General features: G+C 63.9%; 25 protein-coding genes. 13 read left to right on the top strand and 12 right to left on the bottom strand.

Going from position 1 to position 23864, the window contains the following annotated elements; all coding sequences use genetic code 11:
- The first annotated feature begins 32 nt into the window (after nucleotides 1-32).
- From AC1RKI_RS19025 to AC1RKI_RS18995, 7 genes are read left to right on the top strand one after another with little or no spacing between them, the layout of a single operon-like run.
- Nucleotides 33-1238 (top strand): CpaE/TadZ family protein, encoded by a 1206-nt coding sequence (locus tag AC1RKI_RS19025; protein ID WP_492796588.1) that lies wholly within the window; start codon nucleotides 33-35, stop codon nucleotides 1236-1238.
- A gap of 18 nt (nucleotides 1239-1256) precedes the next feature.
- On the top strand, nucleotides 1257-2645 hold the full coding sequence (locus tag AC1RKI_RS19020) for a TadA family conjugal transfer-associated ATPase (protein ID WP_061957369.1): 1389 nt from the start codon (nucleotides 1257-1259) through the stop codon (nucleotides 2643-2645).
- 40 nt (nucleotides 2646-2685) lie between these two features.
- Nucleotides 2686-3663, top strand: a complete 978-nt coding sequence (locus AC1RKI_RS19015) for a type II secretion system F family protein (protein ID WP_061957368.1) — start codon at nucleotides 2686-2688, stop codon at nucleotides 3661-3663.
- A gap of 14 nt (nucleotides 3664-3677) precedes the next feature.
- Nucleotides 3678-4628, top strand: a complete 951-nt coding sequence (locus AC1RKI_RS19010; protein WP_492919056.1) for a type II secretion system F family protein — start codon at nucleotides 3678-3680, stop codon at nucleotides 4626-4628.
- Between the two features lie 58 nt (nucleotides 4629-4686).
- A complete protein-coding gene (locus tag AC1RKI_RS19005) occupies nucleotides 4687-5172 on the top strand; it encodes a TadE/TadG family type IV pilus assembly protein (protein WP_061957366.1) in 486 nt (161 codons plus the stop codon).
- Nucleotides 5173-5197: 25 nt separating this feature from the next.
- Complete coding sequence (locus tag AC1RKI_RS19000) at nucleotides 5198-5866, top strand: TadE family protein (protein WP_150981553.1); 669 nt, start codon at nucleotides 5198-5200, stop codon at nucleotides 5864-5866.
- An 18-nt stretch (nucleotides 5867-5884) separates the two neighbouring features.
- Nucleotides 5885-7201 carry a vWA domain-containing protein gene (locus AC1RKI_RS18995; RefSeq protein ID WP_492796585.1) on the top strand — a complete coding sequence of 439 codons (1317 nt, stop codon included), beginning with the start codon at nucleotides 5885-5887 and terminating at the stop codon, nucleotides 7199-7201.
- Nucleotides 7202-7324: 123 nt separating this feature from the next.
- Here AC1RKI_RS18995 and flgL read toward each other — a convergent pair whose 3' ends face one another.
- The 11 genes from flgL to flgB all read right to left on the bottom strand — a co-directional run bounded on the left by flgL (nucleotide 7325) and on the right by flgB (nucleotide 18183).
- The gene (flgL, locus tag AC1RKI_RS18990; protein WP_150982350.1) at nucleotides 7325-8566 is read right to left on the bottom strand and encodes a flagellar hook-associated protein FlgL; all 1242 of its coding nucleotides are present in this window, start codon (nucleotides 8564-8566) and stop codon (nucleotides 7325-7327) included.
- Nucleotides 8567-8612: 46 nt separating this feature from the next.
- Nucleotides 8613-10532 (bottom strand): flagellar hook-associated protein FlgK, encoded by a 1920-nt coding sequence (gene flgK, locus AC1RKI_RS18985; protein WP_061957362.1) that lies wholly within the window; start codon nucleotides 10530-10532, stop codon nucleotides 8613-8615.
- 221 nt (nucleotides 10533-10753) lie between these two features.
- Nucleotides 10754-11776 (bottom strand): flagellar assembly peptidoglycan hydrolase FlgJ, encoded by a 1023-nt coding sequence (gene flgJ, locus AC1RKI_RS18980; protein ID WP_150982351.1) that lies wholly within the window; start codon nucleotides 11774-11776, stop codon nucleotides 10754-10756.
- Nucleotides 11776-12972: a flagellar basal body P-ring protein FlgI gene (locus tag AC1RKI_RS18975; protein WP_061957360.1), complete on the bottom strand. Its 1197-nt coding sequence runs from the start codon at nucleotides 12970-12972 to the stop codon at nucleotides 11776-11778. Before AC1RKI_RS18975 ends, flgJ begins: the two co-directional genes overlap by 1 nt.
- Before the next feature lie 7 nt (nucleotides 12973-12979).
- Nucleotides 12980-13684: a flagellar basal body L-ring protein FlgH gene (flgH, locus tag AC1RKI_RS18970; RefSeq protein ID WP_061957359.1), complete on the bottom strand. Its 705-nt coding sequence runs from the start codon at nucleotides 13682-13684 to the stop codon at nucleotides 12980-12982.
- A gap of 8 nt (nucleotides 13685-13692) precedes the next feature.
- Complete coding sequence (flgG, locus tag AC1RKI_RS18965; RefSeq protein ID WP_150982352.1) at nucleotides 13693-14478, bottom strand: flagellar basal-body rod protein FlgG; 786 nt, start codon at nucleotides 14476-14478, stop codon at nucleotides 13693-13695.
- Between the two features lie 54 nt (nucleotides 14479-14532).
- Nucleotides 14533-15276: a flagellar basal-body rod protein FlgF gene (gene flgF / locus AC1RKI_RS18960; protein WP_061957357.1), complete on the bottom strand. Its 744-nt coding sequence runs from the start codon at nucleotides 15274-15276 to the stop codon at nucleotides 14533-14535.
- Nucleotides 15277-15301: 25 nt separating this feature from the next.
- Nucleotides 15302-16528 (bottom strand): flagellar hook protein FlgE, encoded by a 1227-nt coding sequence (gene flgE, locus AC1RKI_RS18955; RefSeq protein WP_061957356.1) that lies wholly within the window; start codon nucleotides 16526-16528, stop codon nucleotides 15302-15304.
- A 94-nt stretch (nucleotides 16529-16622) separates the two neighbouring features.
- Complete coding sequence (locus AC1RKI_RS18950) at nucleotides 16623-17294, bottom strand: flagellar hook assembly protein FlgD (RefSeq protein WP_150982353.1); 672 nt, start codon at nucleotides 17292-17294, stop codon at nucleotides 16623-16625.
- 52 nt (nucleotides 17295-17346) lie between these two features.
- On the bottom strand, nucleotides 17347-17754 hold the full coding sequence (gene flgC / locus AC1RKI_RS18945) for a flagellar basal body rod protein FlgC (RefSeq protein WP_061957354.1): 408 nt from the start codon (nucleotides 17752-17754) through the stop codon (nucleotides 17347-17349).
- A gap of 12 nt (nucleotides 17755-17766) precedes the next feature.
- Nucleotides 17767-18183, bottom strand: a complete 417-nt coding sequence (flgB, locus tag AC1RKI_RS18940) for a flagellar basal body rod protein FlgB (protein ID WP_061957401.1) — start codon at nucleotides 18181-18183, stop codon at nucleotides 17767-17769.
- A gap of 402 nt (nucleotides 18184-18585) precedes the next feature.
- On the opposite strand from flgB, the gene flgA reads away from it, so the two are divergent.
- The 5 genes from flgA to AC1RKI_RS18915 all read left to right on the top strand — a co-directional run bounded on the left by flgA (nucleotide 18586) and on the right by AC1RKI_RS18915 (nucleotide 21957).
- Entirely contained in the window at nucleotides 18586-19353 is a 768-nt protein-coding gene (flgA, locus tag AC1RKI_RS18935) for a flagellar basal body P-ring formation chaperone FlgA (RefSeq protein ID WP_492796580.1), read from the top strand.
- A gap of 228 nt (nucleotides 19354-19581) precedes the next feature.
- On the top strand, nucleotides 19582-19899 hold the full coding sequence (flgM, locus tag AC1RKI_RS18930) for a flagellar biosynthesis anti-sigma factor FlgM (RefSeq protein ID WP_061957352.1): 318 nt from the start codon (nucleotides 19582-19584) through the stop codon (nucleotides 19897-19899).
- Nucleotides 19900-19906: 7 nt separating this feature from the next.
- Nucleotides 19907-20371: a flagella synthesis protein FlgN gene (locus AC1RKI_RS18925; RefSeq protein WP_061957351.1), complete on the top strand. Its 465-nt coding sequence runs from the start codon at nucleotides 19907-19909 to the stop codon at nucleotides 20369-20371.
- Between the two features lie 230 nt (nucleotides 20372-20601).
- Nucleotides 20602-20772: a hypothetical protein gene (locus AC1RKI_RS18920; protein ID WP_061957350.1), complete on the top strand. Its 171-nt coding sequence runs from the start codon at nucleotides 20602-20604 to the stop codon at nucleotides 20770-20772.
- A gap of 144 nt (nucleotides 20773-20916) precedes the next feature.
- Nucleotides 20917-21957 (top strand): FUSC family protein, encoded by a 1041-nt coding sequence (locus AC1RKI_RS18915; protein ID WP_227460408.1) that lies wholly within the window; start codon nucleotides 20917-20919, stop codon nucleotides 21955-21957.
- A gap of 18 nt (nucleotides 21958-21975) precedes the next feature.
- Here the strand turns inward: AC1RKI_RS18915 and AC1RKI_RS18910 are convergent, their stop codons facing one another.
- The gene (locus AC1RKI_RS18910; RefSeq protein WP_492796577.1) at nucleotides 21976-22608 is read right to left on the bottom strand and encodes a LysE family translocator; all 633 of its coding nucleotides are present in this window, start codon (nucleotides 22606-22608) and stop codon (nucleotides 21976-21978) included.
- Nucleotides 22609-22804: 196 nt separating this feature from the next.
- On the opposite strand from AC1RKI_RS18910, the gene AC1RKI_RS18905 reads away from it, so the two are divergent.
- Nucleotides 22805-23704: a YihY/virulence factor BrkB family protein gene (locus AC1RKI_RS18905; RefSeq protein WP_492796575.1), complete on the top strand. Its 900-nt coding sequence runs from the start codon at nucleotides 22805-22807 to the stop codon at nucleotides 23702-23704.
- Nucleotides 23705-23864: the final 160 nt, after the last annotated feature.

Here is a 23864-nt window from a genome sequence, read left to right as displayed (position 1 = left end):
CGAATCATCCGGATTACCGAGGGAGATGTGACATGGCTAAGCTGATACTGGTCGCCGCCGACGATATACGTGCACGCCAGATGCTGGCGCTGGCGCAACAGGCAGACACCAAGCGCCAGCCGCAGTTGGTGTGCGTAGACCCGGCGAAAGCTCTCGGGATGCCAGGGCTGATCCACGCATCGGATTTCGTGGTCCTGCAGGCTGACGAGTTCGGAATGGACGTGTTTGAGCACCTGCGTCAGCGATTCCCGGAGCCGGGGGATGTGCCGTGCATCCTCGTCACACCGCAGCCATCAGCCGAGCTGCTAATGCGCGCGATGCGTATGGGCGTGCGCAGTGTCCTGCGCTGGCCGCTCGACCCCCGCGAGTTCAATGAAGAACTGGCCCGCCTGGATACCCGCGCGCAAGTGGACCCGGATGCCCAAGCCCGGACCTTTGCCTTCACGTCTTGCAAGGGCGGCAGCGGCACCACCTTTGCGGCGGCGAATTTCTCCTTCGGGGTCGCGCAGCGCGGCAAGCGCGTGTTGTTGCTGGACCTGGACCAGCAGTTCGGCGATGCGGCATTCATCGTCACGGACAAGACCCCGCCCGCCACGCTTGCCGATATTTGCCATCAAATCGACCGGCTCGATGCTGCATTGCTGGATGCCTGTGTCACGCATGCTCACCCGAATCTCGACGTCATTGCAGGTGCAGGCGATCCAGTCAAGGGCGCCGACGTCAAGGCGGCACATCTGGAACGCATCCTTGATCTCGCAAAGCCCGCCTACGACGTACTGGTATTCGACTTGGGACAGGCCATCAACCCTGCGTCGATCATGGTGCTTGACCACAGCGAGGTTATCCATTCCGTGGTGCAACTAGAGCTGCCCTACCTGCGCGCGGGGCGGCACATGATGGAGATATTCCGTTCGCTCGGCTACCCGCCAGAACGCATGCAGGTCATCCTCAACCAGCTCGGAAAACACGCCCCCATCACTATCCGCACGATGGAAGAAACGCTCGGCGCCCGGACGGCGCATACATTGCCCACCGACGCCAAAACGGCCCGCGAGGCCGCCAATCAAGGCGTTCCTGTGCTGCAGCTCGCTCCGAACAGTGCGATGTCTCGCGCGTTCCAACAGATGGTGGACATCCAGTTTCCCGCGCCCGCGAAGAAAGAAGAGGGCCTGCTCACACGCCTGCTCGGGCATCGCGGCGACTCGAGCCAGCCGCTGCCCGTCAGCCGGCACGCTTAACCCCTGGGGAGAATCGAGATGTCACTGCGCGCACAACTCTTCGAGAAGGCCGGCGAAACGCCGATTGACCGCGTGCCAGAACGCACCGCAGAACGACCTGCGGAGCGCGCTCCGGTTAGCTCTGGTGCAAGCGCTGCCTACCAGCAACTGAAGGCAGACATTCATGAAGCGATCATCGAGCGCGTGGAGCTGGAGAAGCTTCAGCGACTGAATCCCGAGCAGGTCAAGCGTGAGTTGGCGGTGCTGGTGGAGCGCATTATCGACGAACGCAATATCCCGATCAACGAAGCCGAACGCCGCCGCCTGGTGTCCGATGTGCGGGACGAAATGCTTGGGTACGGTCCACTGGAACCGTTGCTGTCCGACCCCACGATTTCGGACATTCTTGTCAACACGGCACACAAGGTGTACGTCGAAAGAAGGGGCAAGCTGGAGCTGACCGATGTCACCTTCCGCGACGATGCGCACCTCATGAAGGTCATCGACAAGATGGTCTCCCGTGTCGGCCGCCGCGTCGATGAATCGAGCCCGATGGTGGATGCGCGCCTGCCCGATGGATCCCGGATCAACGCCATCATCCCGCCGTCCGCGGTGGATGGTCCGCTACTGTCCATCCGGCGTTTTGCTGTGAATCCGCTAATGGTGAAGGACCTCGTCGAGCTCCAAACGCTGACGCCGCCGATGGCCCAGTTAATGGAGGCCATGGTCAAGGCCAAGCTCAACATCCTGATCTCGGGCGGTACCGGCAGCGGCAAGACGACGATGCTCAACATTCTTTCGGGCTTCATCCCGGAGAGCGAGCGCATCGTGACCATCGAGGATGCGGCCGAACTGCAGTTGCGCCAGGACCATGTGCTGAGGCTCGAAACACGTCCGCCCAATATTGAAAATCGGGGCGAGATCACGCAGCGATCGCTGGTGCGCAACGCGCTACGGATGCGTCCGGACCGCATCATCCTTGGGGAAGTGCGCGGTGCGGAAGCTTTGGACATGCTTCACGCGATGAACACAGGTCACGAAGGGTCGCTGGCGACTATCCACGCCAACACGCCGCGCGATGCTCTCACCCGCCTAGAAAACATGATCAGCATGGCGGGATTGTCCCTGCCGCCGCGCACCATGCGCCAGCAGATCACGTCGGCCATTACAGTGATTCTGCAGGTATCACGACTGGCGGACGGACGGCGCAAGCTCATGAGCATCCAGGAAGTCACCGGCATGGAAAGCGACGTAGTGAACATGCAGGAGATCTTCACGTTCAAGCGCACCGGCGTGGACGCAGAAGGCCGCGTCAAGGGCTACTTCTGCGCCACCGGAGTCCGTCCGCATTTCTCCGAGCGATTGCAGGCATTCGGATTGTCCGTGCCCGAGCGGCTATATGAGCCTTCGGTGCGATTCGACGTCTGAGCCAATGCGCAACCAAACGATGCAATAACGGAGACTCGCCATGGACAACACACTGCTCGGGTTCGGCGTCTGCCTGTTCGTGGCCATCGTGACGGCGGCGACGTTGGGCTACCAATGGTGGCAGCGTCGGCATAGCGCCGCAGCGCGACGGTTCGGACGGCGCTTGCGGGCGGTGGCATCCACACCGTGGCAAGACGATGCCGCCGCATCGATCATGAAGGCCCGCAAGCTCGCCCATTCGCCCTTCATGACCATGCTCCTGCGCAAGTGGCCGCACACGATTGCGGTGGAACGGCTACTCATGCAGTCGGGGCTGAATTGGACGGTGTCGACGTTCCTGACGATGACGCTATTGCCGCCTATTGCGTTGTGGGTAGTTGGAAGAATTCTCACGCTTCCAGAGGTTCCTGTCGTCGTTGCCGCCTTGGTCTGGCTTTTCATACCCGCCTTTCACGTGCGGCGCGCCCGGGATCGTCGGATGCAACGCATCGAGACGCAATTGCCGGAAGCCGCGGACCTGATCAGCCGCGCCCTGCGTGCCGGCCACTCGTTCTCAAGCGCCCTCGACATGGCTGGTGACGAACTGCCCGAGCCCATCGCCGCCGAGTTCCGCACAACGTTCGACGAGATCAATTTCGGCACCTCGATGCACGATGCGCTCGGCGCACTGGCGGAGCGCGTACCGCTGCCAGACCTGCGCTATCTGGTTATCGCGGTCCTGATCCAGCGCGAATCGGGCGGCAACCTGGCCGAGATTCTTGGAAACGTCAGCCACATCATTCGCGAGCGAATGAAGCTGATGGGCCAGGTGCGCGTGCTGTCGGCAGAGGGCCGGCTTTCCGGGATCATCCTGTCGCTGCTGCCCTTCGTCGTGGCCGGCGCGATGTATGTCCTGAATCCGGAGTTTCTTGATCCCTTGGCCAATGACCCCGTCGGCCCCTGGATTGTGGGATACGCCTTGCTGCTGATGGGACTGGGCTTGCTCTGGATGCGTCGGATCGTGCGCATTCATGTTTGAATGAGGAGTCTGCGATGAAAACCGGTCAGATCCTGATCCTTCTGCTGACGTTTGTGCTCACGTTCGGCGCTGCTTTGCTTGCCATGTTGCTCATCCAGCCCGACGTCATGCGTCGGCGCATCTCCCAGGCGACTCAGGCGCCCGCGCCGGAGGCACAGACCGATCCGCAAGAGGAGTGGCTCCAGCGCATGGCACGTGTATCAAAGCCGCTGGCAAAGCTGGCTGTGCCCAAGGAAGGCTGGGACACTTCAGCGCTGCGTACGCGCTTCACGAACGCTGGATGGCGCAATCCTTCGGCCATCCCCGTCTACTTCGCCACCAAGACGTTGTTGGCGATCGCGTTCCCGTTGATCCTGTTCGTCGCAACCGGTGGCGTAGTCAGCGAGGACAATCCCCGGCTGCTGCCCATATCGCTGCTGGCTGCCGCCATCGCCGGATTCTATTTGCCTGACCTGATCCTGCGTCGGCGCATTGTGCGGCGCAAGGAGGAGATCTTCGAATCCTTTCCCGACGCGCTGGACCTGATCACAGTCTGCGTTGAGGCGGGCCTTGCGCTCGACGCCGCGCTGCTGAAGGTGGTGGAAGAACTCCGGGTCAGCGGGACTGCGCTGTGCGACGAGTTGGAGCTACTGGTGCTGGAACTGCGCGCCGGCCTGTCCCGCGAGAAAGCCTTACGAAATCTGGCGCTGCGCACGGGCGTTGAGGACGTTGACATGCTGGCCAGCATGCTGATCCAGGCCGATCGATTCGGCACCAGCATTGCTGAGTCGCTGCGTGTGCAGGCCGACACATTGCGAACACGTCGACGTCAGCGCGCGGAGGAGCGTGCGGCAAAAATTGCCGTGAAGCTTCTTTTCCCGCTGATCTTCTTCATCTTCCCCTCTCTCATGGTGGTCCTGCTGGGCTCCCCTGCCCTGCAGTTCTATCGATCCCTGATGCCGTTCATGATGGGTGAAGGTAGTTGAGCCTTTTGCAAACGATCGCGACGTCGCAAACGGACAAGGCAAAAAGAGGGAGACCATCATGCGCCAACGACTGAAGTTTCCGTTTCGGACAGGACGGCAACGCGGTGCCAGTGCCGTCGAGTTTGCGCTGGTGGCCCCGATATTCTTCCTGCTGCTGTTCTCGGTTGTCGATTTCGGCATGATGATGTGGGCCAACCTGACGATGCAGCACGCTGTCCGCGAGGGCGCACGATATGCGGTGACTGGCCAGGCGAACCTCGATCCGAACGCCAGCGCGCCGCAACGCTATCGCGCGGTGCTTGAGAAAATCCACGATACCTCGCTAGGCGTATTCGACATGTCCAACGCTCAGGTCACGACCTGGGTTAACGGGTCGTCGCAGCCAAATGGTGCGGGCATGTTCGGCAACGCGGGCGACATTGTGGTGATCCAGGTGACGTGCAACTGGCCCTTGCTGACGCCCGTGGTGGCGGCGTTCTACCAGGCCACGGGCGGGAAATACAAGTTCAGCGTCGCCGCCACTATGCGCAACGAGGCTTTTTAGGGTGCGACCACAAGCGAGGACTGCCATGAATGCCACGAATGCGACCCTCCGGCCCACAAGGCGCCCGTCGAAGCCGCGCGTGCCGCCTGCGCGCAGAACAATGCGTGGCATCGCAGCCATCGAGTTCGGCATCCTGCTGCCCATCTTCATCTTTCTGACCTTGCCGGTCATCGACTTCGCCCGCGCCATCCAGGCCAACCTGATTTTGGTGAACCTGACCCGTGAGGGAGCGAGCCTGGCGTCCCGCACCTCTCAACTGCCGCAGACGATCATGGATTCTCTTGCGCAGACGACCCCTCCGCTCAACATGGGGCAGCGCGGGATGATCTATATCACCAAGGTGATGGGCAATGCAGAGAACTGCAATAAGAGCGGCACGAACTGCACCGTTCGAAATATCGTCATCGAGCAGTACCGCTGGACGGATGGCTGGGGCATCGGCGGCAGCGCGCCCGCCAGCAAGGTCTATGGCTGCGGGAGTTACGCGAGCAGCGATGGCTCGTGCCGGAACCTGCCCTCGCCTGGAACCTCTTCTCCTACCGCCAATGCCATGACGGGGAAGCTCTCGGATGGCCAAGTGATCTACGTAGTGGAGACCTGGTACAGCTTCAACATGTTTTTTCAGGGGCTGACGATGGGTACGCTCAAGATGCCCACGCTAGGTCCCAATCTCTATTCGTCCACGACGTTTTGAGCCACGGGGGGAGACGCCATGACATCCATCAAGTTCGGCACGCGTCCACATCTACGTATTCAGCGGCAGCGTGGGCAGATCACGATGATTGCCGGTGTGCTGATGATTGGCTTGCTTGGTATCGTCGGTCTCGGGATCGATGGCGGAATGTCCTACGTGACCAAAGCGCGATTGAATGCCGCCGTCGATTCGGCCGCGGTGGCAGCCGCCCGCGCAGTCACCAACGGCACGACACAAGCCGAGCAGACCGCCGCAGCGCGCCAGGCAGCAACGGATTTCTTCAATGCAAACTTCCCAAATGGCTATCTGCGCGGCACGCCTACCCTCAACGCGACAAGTGTGACCTTCGACCAGGGAAAGGTCACCATCGCCGTGTCGGCAACCGCTTCGATGCCGCTATCGCTGATGAAGGTGCTCGGCTTCAACAACGTGGTGGTGGCGGCGGCATCCACGACGATTCGCAAAGATCTGGACATGATCTTCGTGATCGACTCGTCCGGTTCCATGAGCCCAGTCTGGAGTACCGTGCGCAGCAACGCGAACAGCTTCCTGAACCAATTCAGCCCCTCTACCGATCGCGTCGGTTTGGTGCATTTCTCCTCCGGCGCCGTGTCGGATATTGCGATCCGCACGTCTGCCCGAGGCTTCGACCGGCCGACGATGCAAAGCACCATTACCAACCTTCCGAACGGCGGCAACACCAATTACGCGGAAGGGCTATGGCAGGCGCGCTCGCAGTTGAACAGCATCCCGCAAACCAGCCGATCCAGCCTGCGGGTAATTGTCTTTTTCTCGGACGGTCAACCCAATACCATTGCGGCGGCCTACCAGACGAAGAATGGCAACACTTGCACGGGCGGCATCACGTCGGCAGGAGGCGTTGACGGATACTTCGCGATTAATCAGCAAGACTCCACTCTGAATGGAAATTGCAACAGCGTGTCGAACAACAAGGCACCGGCGCAAATGCCCGCCTACTACAACGCGCACAATCCTACTGATACCGAGTTCAAGATCGTTGGCAGTACGCCAAATACCGTGACGTCATCGACAAGCGGTGGAAATCTGGCCACAAACGTTGCCAACGCGTCCACCAACGTGCCATTGGCGATGGCGTCGTCGTTGCGCGACCAAGGCGTCTACATCTTCACGCTCGGTCTGGATGGCAATGGTGGATTTGACGCTGACCTTCTCAAAAACATGGCAAATACCCCAGATGCTTCGGCGTATAACAAGGCACAACCGAGTGGCATCTATTGCTACGCAAAGACCATCAACGATTTGCGGCCTTGCTTCTCGAAGTTGGCCTCTGAAATTCTGCGTATTTCTCAATGAAGCTACGCGGTGACGCTTGCCGACGGGGGGACCGTGCACCCCTCGGTCAAATCGATGGCAGAGCGATGGTTCTGGACCGCCTTATTGTTCCGCCACAAACGGCTCCAGAGCCGTCCGTACTGCTTAACGCAAATACTGGAACAGATTCATCCCCTGCACTTGCATGAACGATTGCTGCGCACCCTGCAGCGCGGTCTGGCGCTGGTAGTACTCGGTGATGGCCGAGGCGTAGTCCAGGTCTTGCAGACCGGACAGTGTCTGCGCGTTGGTCAGGTCGCGGTTGGAGCCGATCGTGTCGAGCGCGTCGATTTCGTCCATGCGCGAGCCTACCGACGAGCGCACGGTCAGCACGTTGTCCAGCGAATTGCTGAACTGGCGGATGCCGGTGGCGATGACGTTCTGCAGGTTAGCCGTGACGGTGTCCTGCGACGCGCCGGTATTGATCGGCTGCTTGAGGGCGTCGATGATGCCTTTCAGGTTGGCAAACATGTCTGCGCCCGCCTGTTGCGCGGGATCGGCCGAGAACGAATCGCCGTCGGCCGGCGTGCCCTTGATCGAGAACGATACGCCGCCAATGTTGATGGCCGCGCCATCGGTGTAGTTGGTGGGCGTGCCGATTGCCGCGCCGCCGTTGGACATGTCAGCCACGACGTATTGCTTCGCGCCCGTCGTGACGTCGGTCTGGAACGTCACGCGCAGCGAATGCCCGTACAGTGCGTTGGTCGGATCGGTGACCGAGACGGTGCCGAAGGTGCCCGTGCCCTGGTTGTTGGCGTTGCCCTTGACCACATAGCCCGAATTGTTGGTCACGGACTGGAACACTTCCGCGCCGGTATTGCCGGCGGCCATCTGGCGCGCCACATCGACCTGCAGCAGTTGATGGCCGGTGTCGCCCTGATAGGTCAGGTTGCCCGCGGCATCGGTCACGAACGGCGCCGAGCCGGTCTTCAGTCCGCCGAACAGGTAGTTGCCGTTGCCGTCGTCGGCATTGGCCAGTCCCAGCAACTGGTCGTACTGGCCTTGCAGCGCGGTGGCCAGCGAAGCACGGTCGTTGTCGCTCAGCGTGCCGTTGCCGGCGTTCACCAGCAGCGTCTGGATGTTCTGCACCGTGGTGGTCACGGTCGACAGCGTGTTCTCGGTGATCCCCAGCGACGCGGTGGCCTGCTTGCGCGATGCGGTGTACTGGCCGTTCACCGCGCTGGCCTGGGAAACGGCGAGCGCGCGCGTGGCCGCGACGGGATCGTCCGACGGCGTCAGCACGCGGCGGCCCGTGCCCAGCTGCTGCTGCACGTGCAGCAGGCTGGCCTGCTGGTTGTTCATCGAGGCAAGGCCCTGGTGATACAGGGTGGAGGTGGCGACGCGCATGGCGTGATTCCTTCTTGTCCGGTGTGGTTGTCTGGGATTGCCGCGATCAGCCGATGCTGATGAGCGTGTCGAAGATCGAGCTGGCCGTCTGGATGACCTTGGCGTTGGCCTGGTACAGCTGCTGGAATTTCAGCAAGTTGACGGTTTCCTCGTCCATGTTCACACCGGACACCGATTGCTGCGCCGTGTAGATCTGGTTCGTGATGCTGTCCTGCGACGTCGACGCGATGCTGATCGACTTGGCTTTGCTGCCGACATCGTTCACCAGCTGCGCGTACGCATCGTTGAAGCTCGACGTGCCGTTGATGGTCTTGGCGGTCTGCAGCTTGGCCAGCGCCAGCGCATTGCCGTTGTCGGCCACCGAACCGGTATTGTTGGCCAGCGTGAACGTGTCGCCATTCTTCGGCGTGCCGGTGAAGCTGAACGTCATGCCGTTGATCGTGTAGTCGACCCCATTGGCCGTTGCGGTCGCCGTGGGCTGGGTGGCCAGCGGCGTGCCGGTGGCGTCGGAGAACACGTAGGTCGAGGTGGTGGAATCGTACTTGGCCGTCAGATTGCCGGCCAGCAGCGAGAAGCCGGGCGCCACGTTGGTGAGCTTGGCCGCGCCCGTGCCGCTGTTCTGCGTGCTGGCATCCACGCGCGCCGGCGATGCGGCGGCGATCTTGGCCGGGTCGGTGATCAACGAGCCGAAACCTGCCGCGGCGTTGCGGGTGGGCTGGATATCGAACGATTCGTTCGGGTTCAGCGCCTTGTCGACGCTGACCGAAAAGCCGTCGGCCGCCATCACCAGCGGCACCGGCGCGGTCGCGCCGGCCTGGGTGGCCACGACCGTGTTGTCGGACTTGCGCGTCAGCGTGTAGTTGGTGCCGTCGAACTTGAGCGTGTAGTCGCTGGTGGTCAGGTTGCCGGCCGCGGTGATCGTCGCCGTGGCCACGGCGCCCGACGTATTCTTGCTGTTGGCATAGACGGTGGCCTTGCCCAGCGAGAACACATCCGTGCCGATGGCGCCGTTCAGGTCGATGCCGAGCTTGTGCTGGTCGTTGAAGCTCTCGCCGATGGCCAGCGACAGGCGACCGATCGCGTTCTGCGCGCTATCGAGCGTTTCGCTGCGGAAACGCAGCATGCCGCCGATCGATCCGCCCGTCACGGCACCCGGCTCCGATTCCACCACATTGCCGTTGGGCAGCGTGTAGGCGATCGTGGTGCGGCTCGGATCCGACGACGACGGCACGGCCTTGACGTCGTACGAATCGCTGCCCATCACCAGCGGCTGGCCATTGCCAACGAACACGTTGTACGTGCCGCCATCCTGCACCACCACTTTCGCACCGACCAGTTCGGTCAGCTTGGACACCGCCTGGTCGCGCTGGTCCAGCAGGTCGTTCGGTGCCTGCCCGCCCGATGCCGCGGTCATGCGCGTGATTTCCTGGTTCAGCTTGGCGATCTGCTTGGTGTAGTCGTTCACCTGCGTGATCGACGACTGCAACTGCGTGTTGATGCCGTCCTGCAGCTGCTTCAAGTAATCGCTCGATGACTGCACCTGGCCGGCCAGCGCCTGCGCGGCGGAGATCATGCCCTGGCGCGCGGCGGGGTCGGCCGGCGTGTCCGACACGGCCTGCACGGCGGCGAAGAACTTCTGCATCAGGGGTGCCAGGCCGCCCTTTTGGTCAGCCAGCAGGTTGTCGATCTGCGCGATCTGGTCCGAGTAGGTCGAGAGTTCCGCGCTGCTCGACGTCGCGCCGCGCAGCTGTCCCGTCAGGAAGCTGTCATAGACGCGCTGCACGGTGATCGTATTGGAGCCCTGGCCGTAGAAGCCCGCGCTGGTGGCCAAACCGCCAGCCGACGCAATGATCGTGTTCTGGCGCGTATAGCCCGCGGTGGCGGCATTGCTGAAGTTGTGGCCGACCGTGGTGAGCGCGTTCTGCGCCACGTTCAGGCCCGACAGACCGATATTAAACAGAGACATGTTTGTCTGACTCCGGATCGAATGGCAAGCCAGCGGCACACGGCCGACGGCGGTGGATGTGTTGGATAACGGCCGGAACGTGGCGCGACTTTAGCGCCGCAATCCCTGCAAATTCACCGGGCTTGTAAGCGAACACTCTCGCGCCAGGCCGCAGCACAAACGCAAACAGCGTGGCCGTTGAGGGCCACGCCGGGGTCGATCCGGAGCGCGCTCGCGCCGCGTCAGGTCGACACTTTTTTCATGATCCGCACCAGCTTCTCGCCATATGCGGGATCGGTCGCGTATCCGGCGCGCTGCAGGCCGTGGGCGGCTTCCTCCGCGTTCGATGCCGTCACCACGTTGGCGTAGCGCGGGTTGTTGCTGATCAGGCGCGCGTAGTCGTTGCACGCCTCTTCATACGATCCATAGGCGCGGAACTTCGCGCGCACCTTTTGCGGCTGGCCGTCGACGTACTCGGTGGTCAGGATCTCGGTGGTCGGGCCCTTCCAGTTGGCGCCGGCCTTGATGCCGAACACGTTGAAGGTGGTCGAGCCATCGGGATTGCGGATTTCGCGGCGACCCCAGCCCGATTCCAGCGCGGCCTGGCCGACGATCAGCTTGGCCGGCACGCCGGAGGCGCGCGACGCCGCCATCGCCGGTTCGGCCATGCGGTTGACGAAATTGCTGATGTGCTCGGGCGAATCGTCGGGCAGTTGGCCCAGTTGCGACTGCCCGGCGCCCTGCCAGTCGGCCTGGTTCTGATACTGGCGCACGCCGGCCGTGGGGTTCCACGCACTGCCGGGCAACGTCGTGCCGATCGGCGGCGGGCCGTCGGCGTCGGTGGCGCCGCGGCTGTCCAGCAGTTGCGCCATCTGCGCGTCGCGCACGCTGGCGCCGGTGATGCCTCCCGCGGCGGCCGTACCCTGCGGCAATGGCGTGCCCGTGGCGCGCGCGAGCTGGCGGATCATCACGTCGGCCAGGCCAATGCCGCGCGACGAAAGCTGCTGCGACAGCTGCTGGTCCATCATCGACATGTAGAGCTTGGTCTGCTCGTTGTCGAACAGGCCGTCGGACGGCGTGGCGTCGCGCATGCTCTTGAGCACCATCTGCGTGAAGACCGCCTCGAACTGCTTGGCGGCGGCCTGCAACGTAGTGTTGTTGTTGCCGGCGCGCGCCTGGCCCTTCAGCGCCTCGAAACCCTGCGTATCGAGCGCAAAGCGCTGCGATACGTCGGCCTGCGCGCTGACAGTCGTACCGGCCGTCATCAGATGATCTCCAGTTCGGCGCGCAGCGCACCGGCGGCGCGCATCGCCTCCAGAATGGTCTGCAGGTCGGCCGGCGTGGCGCCCAGTGCGTTCAGGCCCTTGACCACCGCGGCCAGCGATGCGCCCGCCTTGACGATCTGCAGCGATCCGCCATCGCGCTTGAGGTCGATCTGCGACACCGGTGCCACCACGGTCTGCCCCTGGCTGAACGGCGCGGGCTGGCTGATCACCGGCTGCGTATTGATGACCACCGACAGGTTGCCATGCGCAATCGCGCAATCCTCCACGGTCACAGCCTGGTTCATCACGATCGATCCGGTGCGCGCATTCAGGATGACCTTCGCGGCGGCCTTGGCGCGCGTGACGTCGATATTCTCGATGCGCGCGATGAAACCGACGCGGGCCTGCGGCGCCTGCGGCGTGCGCACCTGCACCACGCGCCCGTCCATCGCCGCGGCAGTGCCGGGGCCCAGGTTGCGGTTGATCGCTTCCACGACGCGCTCGGCGGTGCCGAAATCCGTGTCCTTCAGTTCCAGGTTCATGTAGCCGCCGTCGGGCTGGAAGGCCGCCACGGCGCGCTCGACGATCGCGCCATTGGCAATGCGCCCGACCGCAAGCTGGTTGATCTGTACCTTGCTGCCGTTGGCCGACGCGCCCGCACCGCCCACCAGCATGTTGCCCTGCGCGATCGCGTAGACCTGCCCGTCGGCGCCCTTGAGCGGCGTCATCAGCAACGTGCCGCCGCGCAGGCTCTTGGCATTGCCCATCGACGACACCACCACGTCGATCTGGCTGCCCGGCTGCGCGTAGGGCGGCAGCGTGGCGGTGACCATCACGGCCGCCACGTTCTTGAGCTGCATGTTCTTGCCGGCCGGCAGCGTCACGCCCAGTTGCGAGAGCATGTTGCTCAAGCTCTGCGTGGTGAACGGCGTCTGCATGGTCTGGTCGCCTGTGTTGTCCAGACCTACGACCAGGCCGTAACCGACCAGCGGGTTGTCGCGCATGCCCTGGAACGTCGCCAGGTTTTTCAGGCGCTCGGCGTGCGCCGCTCCGGCGCCAAGCGCCAGGCACAGCGCGGCCAGCATCGACAGCAGCGCACGGGCAAAAGAGACCGCGCGACCTGAGCGGGAACGGGGGCCGGGCGGGGTGCCAATAAACGAGCCTGGCTTGTGGAAAGGCATCGGAGGCAGAAACATGGCGGGATCAGAACGGTAAGACATTGAGGAAGAAGCGCTGCAGCCAGCCCATGTTCTGCGCTTCGTCGATATACCCCTTGGCGGTGTATTCGATGCGCGCGTCCGCCACCTGCGTGGACGGCACTGCGTTGTCGCCAGTGATCGTGCGCGGATTGACCACGCCCGAGAAGCGGATGAATTCCGCACCCTGGTTGATGGCCATCTGCTTTTCTCCGGACACCACCAGGTTGCCGTTGGGCAGCACCTCCAGCACCGTGACGGTGATGGTGCCGTTGAACGTGTTGGCCGCCGTGGCGCCACCGCCGGCCTTCAGCGAATTGGCACCGTTCACGTCGGCATTCTGGCTGCTGCTGAACAGTCCGCCCAGCGCGCGCGGCACCGCGGTGAACGACAGCGTGGTGCTGCCGGTGCGGCTGGCGTTGGTGGCGGAATTCTTGCTCGCGTTGACGTTTTCGCTGATCACGATGGTCAGGATGTCGCCAACGTTGCGTGGCCGCCGATCCTCGAACAGCGGATTGCCCGCGTACGAGGATGCATAGATGGAACCGGTGGCGGGGCCCATCGGGCGCGGTTCGGCGCGCGCCGTGGTGGGCAGTTGCACGAGCGGCTCCTTGGGCATCATCGCGCAACCGCCCGTGGCCAGCGCGGCCAGGCCGACGATGGCGTAGAGGACGAACGCACCGATGCGATACTGCGTGGCGGCCATGATCATTCCCGTTCTTAACCCATCTGGGTCAGACGTTGCAGCATCTGGTCGGACGTCTGCACCGCCTTGCTGTTGATTTCGTAAGCGCGCTGGGTCTGGATCATGCTGACCAGTTCTTCCACCACGTTCACGTTCGACGCTTCCACGTAGTTGTTCTGCAGCGTGCCCGCGCCGTTCAGGCCCGGCACCGTGGTGTTGGGCGCGCCCGAGGCGTCAGTCTGCACGTACAGGTTCTCGCCCAGGCTTTCCAGGCCGGCCGGGTTCGGGAACGTGGCCAGCTGGATCTGGCCGACCGTGGCGGCGTTGGTCGAGCCCGGCTGCATTACGGTCACTGTGCCGTCGCGCGCGATGTTCACCGACGTGTAGTTGGCCGGCAGCGTGATGGCCGGATTGATCACGAAGCCGCTGGACGTGACCAGCTGGCCGTTCGGATCGACCTGGAACGAGCCGTCGCGCGTGTACGACGTGGTGCCGTCCGGCATCGTCACCTGGAAAAAGCCCTGGCCGATGATCGCCACGTCCTTGGCATTGCCGGTTTGCTGCGGATTGCCTTGCGTGTGGATGCGTTCGGTCGCCACGGGGCGCACGCCGGTACCCAGCTGCATGCCCGACGGCAACACGGTCTGGTCCGACGACAGCGCGCCGGGCTGGCGGATGGTCTGGTACATCAATTCCTCGAACACCGCGCGGCTGCGCTTGAAGCCCGTGGTCGACACGTTGGCCAGGTTGTTCGAGATCACGTCCATCTGCGTCTGCTGCGCATCGAGGCCGGTCTTGGCAATCCAGAGAGAGCGGATCATGGTGTTCCTAGTTCGCTTGTTCGTAATGCGTGCGTGCCGTTGCCGCGCGCGTCGTCAGTTGTTCGATAGCAGCGCGTTGGCGCGCTGGTCGTTGGTGTCGGCGCCGGAGATCATCTTCATCTGCATCTCGAAGCGGCGCGCGTTGGCAATCATGTCGACCATGGCTTCCACCGGGTTGACGTTGCTGCCTTCGATTGCGCCGGAGATCACGCGCACATTGGGGTCCTGCTGCAGCGGATCCACGCCGGGACGCAGTCGGAAATAGCCGTCGTCGCCACGCGCCAGCCCTTCGGGCGGCGGCGTGACTACGCGCAGCTTGCCAACCTGCGCCAGGCCGTTAGCGGCCTCGCCCGGGCCGCGCGCCACGACGCTGCCATCCGAGCCGATCGACACCGTCGATCCGGGCGGCACGGCGATCGGACCGCCATCGCCCATCACCGGGCGACCGGCAGAAGTCTGCAGCTGGCCGTCGGCCGACACCTGCAGCGAACCCGCGCGGGTGTAGGCCTCCGAGCCGTCCGGCATCTGCACCGCCAGCCAGCCGTTGCCCTGCAGGGCGACGTCGAGATCGCGCCCGGTGTAGGTCAGCGGGCCGGCCTTCATGTCGGCGCCCGGCGTCGACGCGAGCGTGAAGGCGCGCGTCTGCGTTTCCTGGCCCTGCACCGGCACGGCGCGATACAGGTTCACCTGCGCCTTGAATGCGGGCGTGGATGCGTTGGCCAGGTTGTTCGATACCGCGGCCTGTTGGTCGAGTATCTGCTTGGCGCCCGACAGGGCGGTGTAGATCATGCGGTCCATGGCGCTTTCAGTTCAGTGCCATCGATCAGATGTTCACCAGGGTCTGCAGGACGGTGTCCTGTGCCTTGATGGTCTGCGCGTTGGCCTGGTAGTTGCGCTGCGCGACGATCAGGTTGACCAGCTGGCCCGACAGGTCGACGTTCGATTCTTCCACCGCGTTGGACTTCAGCGTGCCCATCGCGCCGCCGGCCACGCCGAGCAGTTCCTGGCCCGATGCGCCCGTGGCGGACCACACGTTGTCGCCCTGCGGCTTCAGGCCTTCGACGTTGCCGAACGACGCCATCGCGATCTGGCCCAGCGACAGCGTCTGCTCGTTCGAGTACGACCCAAGGATCGTGCCGTCTTCCTGCACCGCGTAGCCCACCAGCGCGCCGGAGGCGAAACCGTTCTGCACGATGCTCTTCGGATCGTTGTCCGAACCGAACTGCGTCGAGCCGGTGAGGTTCACGGCGGCGGTCATCGCGGCGGCGCCGTTGGCGGCCGGCAGCGTCACGGTGGGATTGGCGGGCGTGGTGCCCGTCATCGTGCCATTGGCGTTGAACGAAATGGTGATCGTGCTGAGGATATTGCCCGCGGCATCGGTCACGTTCATGTTCCAGTCGTTGCCGCCGCCGGCGTTGGTGGTGCCGGTCTTGCCGAAATATGCGGTCAGCTGCTGCTTGTTGCCCAGCGAGTCATACACGGTCATGGCCGTGCTGTAGCTGAACATCGTCGAATCGGGCACGGTCGGCGGAACGGTGGCCGGATTGCTGGCAAACGCGTTGGCCGGCACGGCGCTGCGCGAATCGAGCTGGAACTGCGCGGCGATATTCGTGGTGGCCTTCGGCGGCATCTGCGCGTTGCTGATCGTGATCGGCTGCGGTGCCACGCCGCCGGCCGTCGAGCCCGGCGGATAACCGGTGACCTGCAGGCCCGTGGCGTTGACCAGCCGGCCGTCGTCAAGGCGCTGGAACTGGCCGTTGCGCGAGTAGTAGACCTGTCCGTCGGTGTTGGTCAGGCGGAAGAAGCCATTGCCGTTGCTGATGGCCACGTCCATGCTGCGGCCCGAGGTCGAGATATTGCCGTTGGTGAACGACTGCACCACCGCGTTCACGCGCGTGCCCAGGCCGATCTTCGAGCCTGCATAGACGTCCGCGAATTGCGCGGTCGATTGCTTGAAGCCAACCGTGTTGGCGTTGGCGATGTTGTTGCCGATCACGTCCAGGTTGGACGCCGCGGCGTTCAGGCCGCTTACCCCTTGACCAAAACCCATGATTTTCCCCTATGGAAGGCTGTCGTTCGTGAAATGCCCGCGCGTATGCCGGACCGGGTCATGCAATGAATGCGTTCTTGGTTGACGCTGGAAATCAGGAAATGCGGCGCACGTCGTCGACGTTGGCGGTCTGGCCGTTGCCCAGATCCACCAGCACGCCGCTGCTGTCGCCGCTGATGGCCTGCACCTTGCCGTACACCAACGCAACCGGCGTGACGTCCTTGCCGTTGGCCGTGGCGGCAACCTTGAAGCTGTAGTCGCCGTCGGCCACCGGGGCGCCCTGATCGTTCTTGCCGTCCCACGCGATGTCGTGCACGCCGGCGGTCTGGCCCTTCATGTCGATCGTGCGCACCACGTTGCCGGCCTTGTCGAGCACCTGCACCGACACCGCGTCGGCAGTCGACGGGATATCCACGCCGATCTTGCCGGGCACGCCGCCGGACACGCTCACGGCCGAGCCCGGCACCATCACGGTCTTGCCGATCAGGCTGGCCGAATCCATCGCGCGGCTGGCGGCGGTCTGCGTCAGCAGCTGGTTCAGCGTCTCGTTCATCGTCTGCAGGCCGCTCACGGTGCTGATCTGCGCCAGTTGCGACGTCAGCTGCGAGTTGTCGAGCGGGTTGAGCGGGTCCTGGTTGTTCATCTGCGTGACCAGCATCGTCAGGAAGTTGTTCTGCAGGTCGGCGGCGCTGGCGCTGCCGCTTTGCAGGGCCTGGTTGACGGCCGACGACGAAGTGCTGTTGCCTACGGAAGAAGTGGTTGCCATGGTGTTGTACCGTCCGGATGGACGTTCGGTGGATTCGAAAAAAGGTTGGGCGTCACTGACCGATGGTCAGCGTCTTCAGCATCATGTTCTTGGCGGTGTTGAGCACCTCCACATTGGCCTGATACGAACGCGACGCCGAGATCATGTTGACCATCTCTTCCACCGGGTTCACGTTGGGCATCGTCACGTAGCCGTTGGCGTCGGCCAGCGGATGCGACGGGTTGTGGACCATGCGCGCCGGCGCGTTGTCTTCCATCACGCCGGCCACCTGCACGCCGCCCACATCGGTCTGACCGGGCGTGGGGGCCATTTCAAAAATCACCTGCTTCGCGCGATACGGCTGGCCGTTGGGCGCCACGGCGCTGTCCGCGTTGGCCAGGTTCGACGCGGTCACGTTCATGCGCTGCGACTGCGCGGCCATGGCCGAGCCGGCCACGTCGAAGATATTCATGGAACCCATCGCGTCTCTCCGTTAGTTCTGGATCGCGGACAGCATCGTCCTGATCTTGGCGCTCATCACGGTCAGGCCCGCTTCGTAGTGCACCGTGTTGTCGGCAAAGGCCACGCGCTCGGTGTCCATTTCCACGGTGTTGCCGTCGATGCTCGACTGCAGCGGAATGCGGTATTCCAGATCGCGCTCGCTGTTGCTGATGGCAGGCGCCTGGGCCGGCAGGTGACGGGCGGACGTGGTGGACAGCGACACGCCGTCGCGCTGCTGATTGCCGCGCTCCACCGACTGCGCCAGCGTGCTGGCGAAATCGAAATCGCGCGCCTTGTAGCCCGGCGTATCCGCATGGGCGATGTTCGAGGCAATCACCGATTGCCGCTGGGTCCGCAGGCTTAGTGCTTCCTGCTGGAAGCGGAACGCCGCATCGAGTCTGTCCATGATGTCTGCCTTTCCTGCAATGGCTTCATTTCGGGGAGAGATCTGCCGTAGACCTGGGTATACGCCCAAGCCGGGCTTCTTCAGGGTTGCCATCTTATGGGCCGTCCTGTCACGCCAATCGCGCGAATAACGACGAGAAACCCGCGCATTTCCGGCTCGGTCTCTCGCGCGAGGCTGCCTACAATGGCTCCCACTGACTGATATCGAAGCAGTGCGGATTGCGGCGCCAGGCCCCATCGCGCAAGGCGTCGGCGGTTGGTGCGAGGCTCGGCCGCGTCACGGTGGGCGACACGCCTCGCGGCACTTTCACGGATGTTCAACTGTTGTGCGACGGCATCGCCGCGCGGGCAAATCCGCATCGGTTGCACGCAAGCCGTGCCGTCTCATCCTCGCTGGGATGACCCTATGACTTTCTATCGCCAGGCCGCCGCGCTGATGGCGCTGGCCGGCATTGCGCTGGCGCAGCCCGCAGCAGCCGCCCCCGCCCAGGTCACGCCGGTGGCGCCGCCGGGTGCCGCCGCCTATCCACAAGCCACGCAGGCCGCGGCCACGCCGTTCGTCGACGATCCGGCCCGCGTGGCTGTCGAGCAGTTCCTGCTGCGCCAGTCCAATGGCTTGCCGGGCAAGGTCAGCGTGCAAGTGGTGCCGCCTTCGGGCGGACGCGCGCCCGAGTGCGTGAATCCCGAACCATTTCTTCCGGCCGGCGCCGCGCCGTACGGGCGCGTCAATGTCGGCGTGCGCTGCGGCGGCGATCGTCCGTGGACGCGCTACGTGCAGGCGCGCGTGTCGGTGCTGACTGACTATTACGTGGCTGCGCGCGCGATGGGGCCGGGCGAAACCATCACCGCCGCCGATCTGGAAATGCGCCAGGGCGACCTGGGCGCGCTGCCGCGTGCGGTGGTCACCGATCCGGCGCAGGTCGAGGGCAGTGTCGCCGCCAACCGGATCGCCGCCGGATCGCCGCTGCGCACCGACCTGCTGCGGCGCCCGATCGCGGTCAAGTCCGGCCAGACCGTCAACGTCACCGTGGAAGGCGATTCGTTCCAGCTGACCAGCGAAGGCAAGGTCCTGAGCGACGCCACCACGGGCAACGCGGTGCAGGTGCGGCTGCGCAACGGACAGGTGGTAAGCGGCCTGGTGCGCAGCGGCGACACCGTGGTGTTGCAGCAATAAACCGCGAAATTGTCGAGAAAATCACTTTTTGCAGTACCGGTAAGTTAGTCGTCACACGTGCTGGGACCCGCGACCGGGCAGGAAAGCGTCGTAGTCTCAACCGGCACAGGCGGACCGTGCGAAAATGCGGGCGGCCTGAGTCGGGAAGCGGCCGGAAATCGAGGGAAAGCACCTAAAGTTTCTGGCCGCCGGTCCGATAAGTCAGAGGAACCCAGCAAGGATTTCACCGTGAAGATCAACAATTCCACTCCGTCCCGGCCCGCCGATTCCGCGGCTACCGAAGGCAATGCCCGCGCGGCGGCCAGCGGCACCGCAGCGACGGACCCCTCCAGCCTGACCGGCGTGCGCGTCAGCCCGCTGGCCGCACAGGTGCGCGAAATTGGTGCGCGCCTGCTGCAGGACAGCGATAGCGACATCGACGCCGCCAAGGTGGAAGAGGTGCGTCAGGCAATTGCGGAAGGCCGGATCAAGATCGATCCCAGCAAGATCGCCGATGGCCTGCTCGCCTCTTTGCACGAGCTGAGCCAGGCGCCAAGCCAATCCTGACCCTGACATGAGCCAAGCAGCCCTGATCCAGTCCCTGTCGCAAGAAGCCACCGCCATCGCGGCTTTCGGCCGTGCCCTTGCAGATGAGCGTGAAGCCATCAAGCGGCAGGATTTCCAGGCGTTGAGCGCCCTGCTCAACACCAAGATGGAACTGGCCCAGGCGCTGACGCGCGCCACCGCCGCACGCGAGGCGCAGATGATCGCGCTTGGCCTGCGCATCGGCGACGGCGGCCTGCTGCTGGGCCGCGAAGTCCACGCCGACGTGGCCGAGGCATGGCGCAAGGTGGTGTTCTTTGCCAGCAAGGCGCGCGACGCCAACGAGCTGAACGGCGCCATCGTCAACGCGCATCTCGAATTCACGCAGGAAGCCATCCAGGTGCTGCGCCAGGGCGGTCTCACGCCCAACGAAATGTACGGCCGCGACGGCCGTGCGCAGGCGCCGGCCGGCGGCGTCAGCCTGGCGGCTGGCTGAGCACGCTACCTGGGCGCGCGCCGCGATGCACGCGTCCCGCCCGTTCGGAGCGCTTTCGTTCCGGATCGGATGCACGACTGCCAACTGCGTCAGCGTCTGCCTACGCGAGGCTCGGCCATCGCCCGATCCCGCGCGGCGGTCATCCTTCCTACATTGACAGTGAGCCACACGCTGCACGCGCGGCGATGTGATGTCCGTATAACTCACTTCATGTCCAGGAGGTATCCGCCATGTCGTTCGCGCTCTATCTGATCGGGCTGCTGTTGCTGGTGGGCGGCATTGCCTGGGGTCTGTCCATTGCCGGACTTGCGCCGGTCTATATCGGCATCGCCTGCGTGATCGTGCTCGGCATCGGCATCATGTCGGCCGTGTCGCGCACGCGCACCAAAGATCCTTCCTGATCGCCGCGCAGGGTTGCCGTGCAGACCCCGCCACTGCCACCGGGCGCCGCGCCGCTGCGCGGCTCGCCAAATGTAAACATTGCGGAACATGCGGCGCGTTCCCTACACTCGAAGCGTTCAGATCTCCGTACGGTGATCGCCGCCATGTTCGAGGCACTGCGAAAAACAACCAGCGCGCTGTTAGACCCCGACCGACGATTCCGGCAAGCCCGCATCTTCCACGCCACGCGCGTGGCGCTGGCCTTGCTGGCCTCCATTGCGCTCACCACGGGCATCGACATCCCGCACGGGGAATGGGCCACCATTACCGTGCTGGTGGTGATCGGCGGCCTGCAGCATCACGGCAATATTCGCCGGCGCGCCGCGGAGCGCGGGGCGGGCACCTTGATCGGCGCGCTGATCGGCTTCGTGCTGATCCTGCAGGAAACATGGTTCGGCCTGCCGATGCTGACCTGGGGCCTGCTCGCGCTGGTCTGCGGCTACTGCGCGTATCACGCGGTCGGCAAGGGCGGATATCTCGCGCTGCTGGCTGCGATCACCGTCGTCATTACAGCCGGCCACGGCAATCAGGATGTCTACGACGCGCTGTGGCGCACGATCGATGTGCTGATCGGCACCGTGATCGCGCTGGCGTTCTCCTTCGCACTACCCGCCTATGCGTCGTACTCGTGGCGCTTCAAGTTGGCCAGCCTGCTGCGCGCCTGCGCGGCAGTGCACGCGAAAATCGAGCGCGGCGAACGCGACGGGAAGGTGCGCCAGCAGGACATGATGAAGCTGTCCGCCACGCTGGTGCAGTTGCGCAGCCTGATCCCTTCCGTGTCCAAGGAGACCAAGGTGCCGGTGGACGATCTGGAGGATGTGCAACACAGCGCGCGGGTCTGCATCAGCGCGCTGGAGATGCTGGCGGCGATCGATCCCGACCTGGTGGGCGATATCGGCGACGAGGAGCGCAATATCCGCGACCTGTTGCTGGAAATGGCGGCCGCGCTTGAATCCGGCGATGAAACGCTGGTGCATCAGCATCCGTCGCTGCCGTCGCCGCATCCCGACGATCCCACCATCGGATCCAGCTCGCATGCTTTCCTGACGCTGCAGCTGTGCGCCGAAATCAGCCATCTGCGCGAGCATCTGTCGCAGATGGCCGCGCAGACGCGCTTTCCCTACGGCATGTCGCGGCCGGTGTGAGCGGTTGGGGCTCGGCGATTATTTTCGGTCCGTCAGGGCGATGCGCAATGCCAGCACGCCCAGCACGCTGCCCATGACATAGCGCTGCGCGCGCGGCCAGCGCTCGCTGCGCGACAGAAACGCGGTGATGCCCGACGCGCCGAGCACCAGCACGCAATTGACCGCGCCGCTGACGCCAATTTGCACCGCGCCCAGCTGCAGGCTTTGCATCAGCACCGAACCGTTTTCCGGGTGCAGAAATTGCGGGAAGAACGACAGGTAAAACATCGCCACCTTGGGATTGAGCAGGTTGGTGACAAACCCCATGCTGAACAGCTTGCGCGGAGGATCGGCGGGCAGCGCACGGGCCTGGAACGGTGCCGCGCCACCGGAACGCACGGCTTGCCATGCCAGCCACAGCAGATACGCCGCGCCGGCCAGCCGGATCGCATCGAACGCAAAGGGCACCGCCATCAGCAGCGCCGTCAGGCCCAGCGCCGCGGCCATCAGGTGAACCACAAATCCAAGCAGCACGCCCGACAGCGAGATCAGCCCCGCGGCACGACCCTGGCACAGCGCGCGCGACACGCAATAGATCATGTTGGGACCGGGCGTCAGCACAAGGATCAGGCAGGCCAGGGAGAAGAACGCAAGTTCGTGCCAGTTGAGCATGATGGAATGGGGGCGATGTCGATGGCGATGGGCGAGGGCGTCGGCGATGGGCGCACAGCGGAGAGTGATTATAGGCAGGGCTGCGTCGCTTGCGCTGGCCGCCATGCGGCCGATCTGTCAGACAAAGCCCGCTTGCCATGTGCGGGGCGGTCATCCACATTGGATCCAGATCCGTTTCCGGCGTTTGCCCGCAGCCATGCCGCTTTCCGATACCCGCATACGGCTGGTGCTGCGGCACCCCGTCAGATTCATGCTCCGCACGGTCCGGCATTTCCGCGCCAACCAGGGATTATTGCTGGCCGGCGCCGTGGCGTATTACGCGTTGCTGTCGATCGTGCCGCTGCTGATTCTGATGCTGATCGGCCTGTCGCACGTGGTGGATCCGGCCGAGTTGCTGGAAACGCTCGAGCGCTATCTCGAATGGCTGCTGCCCGGCCAGGCCCGCGCGCTGGTGATCGAACTGGCGCGCTTCGTCAGCAACCGCGGCGTGATCGGCTGGGTGCTCGGCATCACCATGATCTTTTTCAGCTCGCTGGCCTTCACGGTGCTGGAAAACGCCATGTCGGTCATCTTTGTGCATCGCGTGGCGATCCGGCGCCGGCACTTCCTGGTGTCGGCGATCCTGCCGTACTGCTACATCGTCGTGCTCAGTCTCGGATTGCTGGTGGTCACGCTGGTGGCCGGCGGCCTGCAGACCATCGGCGAGCGCCATGTGGAAGTGCTCGGCCACAACTGGTCGCTGGACCGGCTGTCGGGCTGGCTGCTCTATCTGCTCGGCTTTATCGGCGAAATCCTGCTGCTGACTTCGATCTACATGGTCATGCCAGTGGGCCGCCTGTCGATCCGCCATGCGCTGGTCGGCGCGGTCTTTGCCGCCGTGCTGTGGGAAATCTCGCGCCATGTGCTGGTTTGGTACTTTTCCACGCTTTCCCAAGTGGGACGCGTGTACGGGTCGCTGACCACCGCCATCGTGGTGCTGCTGAGTCTGGAAATCGGCGCCACGCTGCTGCTGTTTGGCGCGCAGATCATTGCCGAATTCGAGCGCGGCGACCGCCCGCCGCCGGCGCCAGTCCGCCGGGACGCGTTCCATACCTGACTGATCCACTCATGAATCGGAATTCATCTGAATTTTGAGGCCGAGAAATTTCCGCGCAGTTGAGTGTCGTTATTCAATTTTAGCGTCATGATATCGAAAAATACCCGTTCAGGTGGATGAATCCCATTGCATACATTGCCCGCATTTCACATACAGGATC

The sequence above is a fragment of the Cupriavidus sp. GW822-FHT06G04 genome, assembly GCF_058799075.1.
Note: the sequence above shows the minus strand (reverse complement) of the source record. Positions and strands in the feature narration are given on the sequence as shown.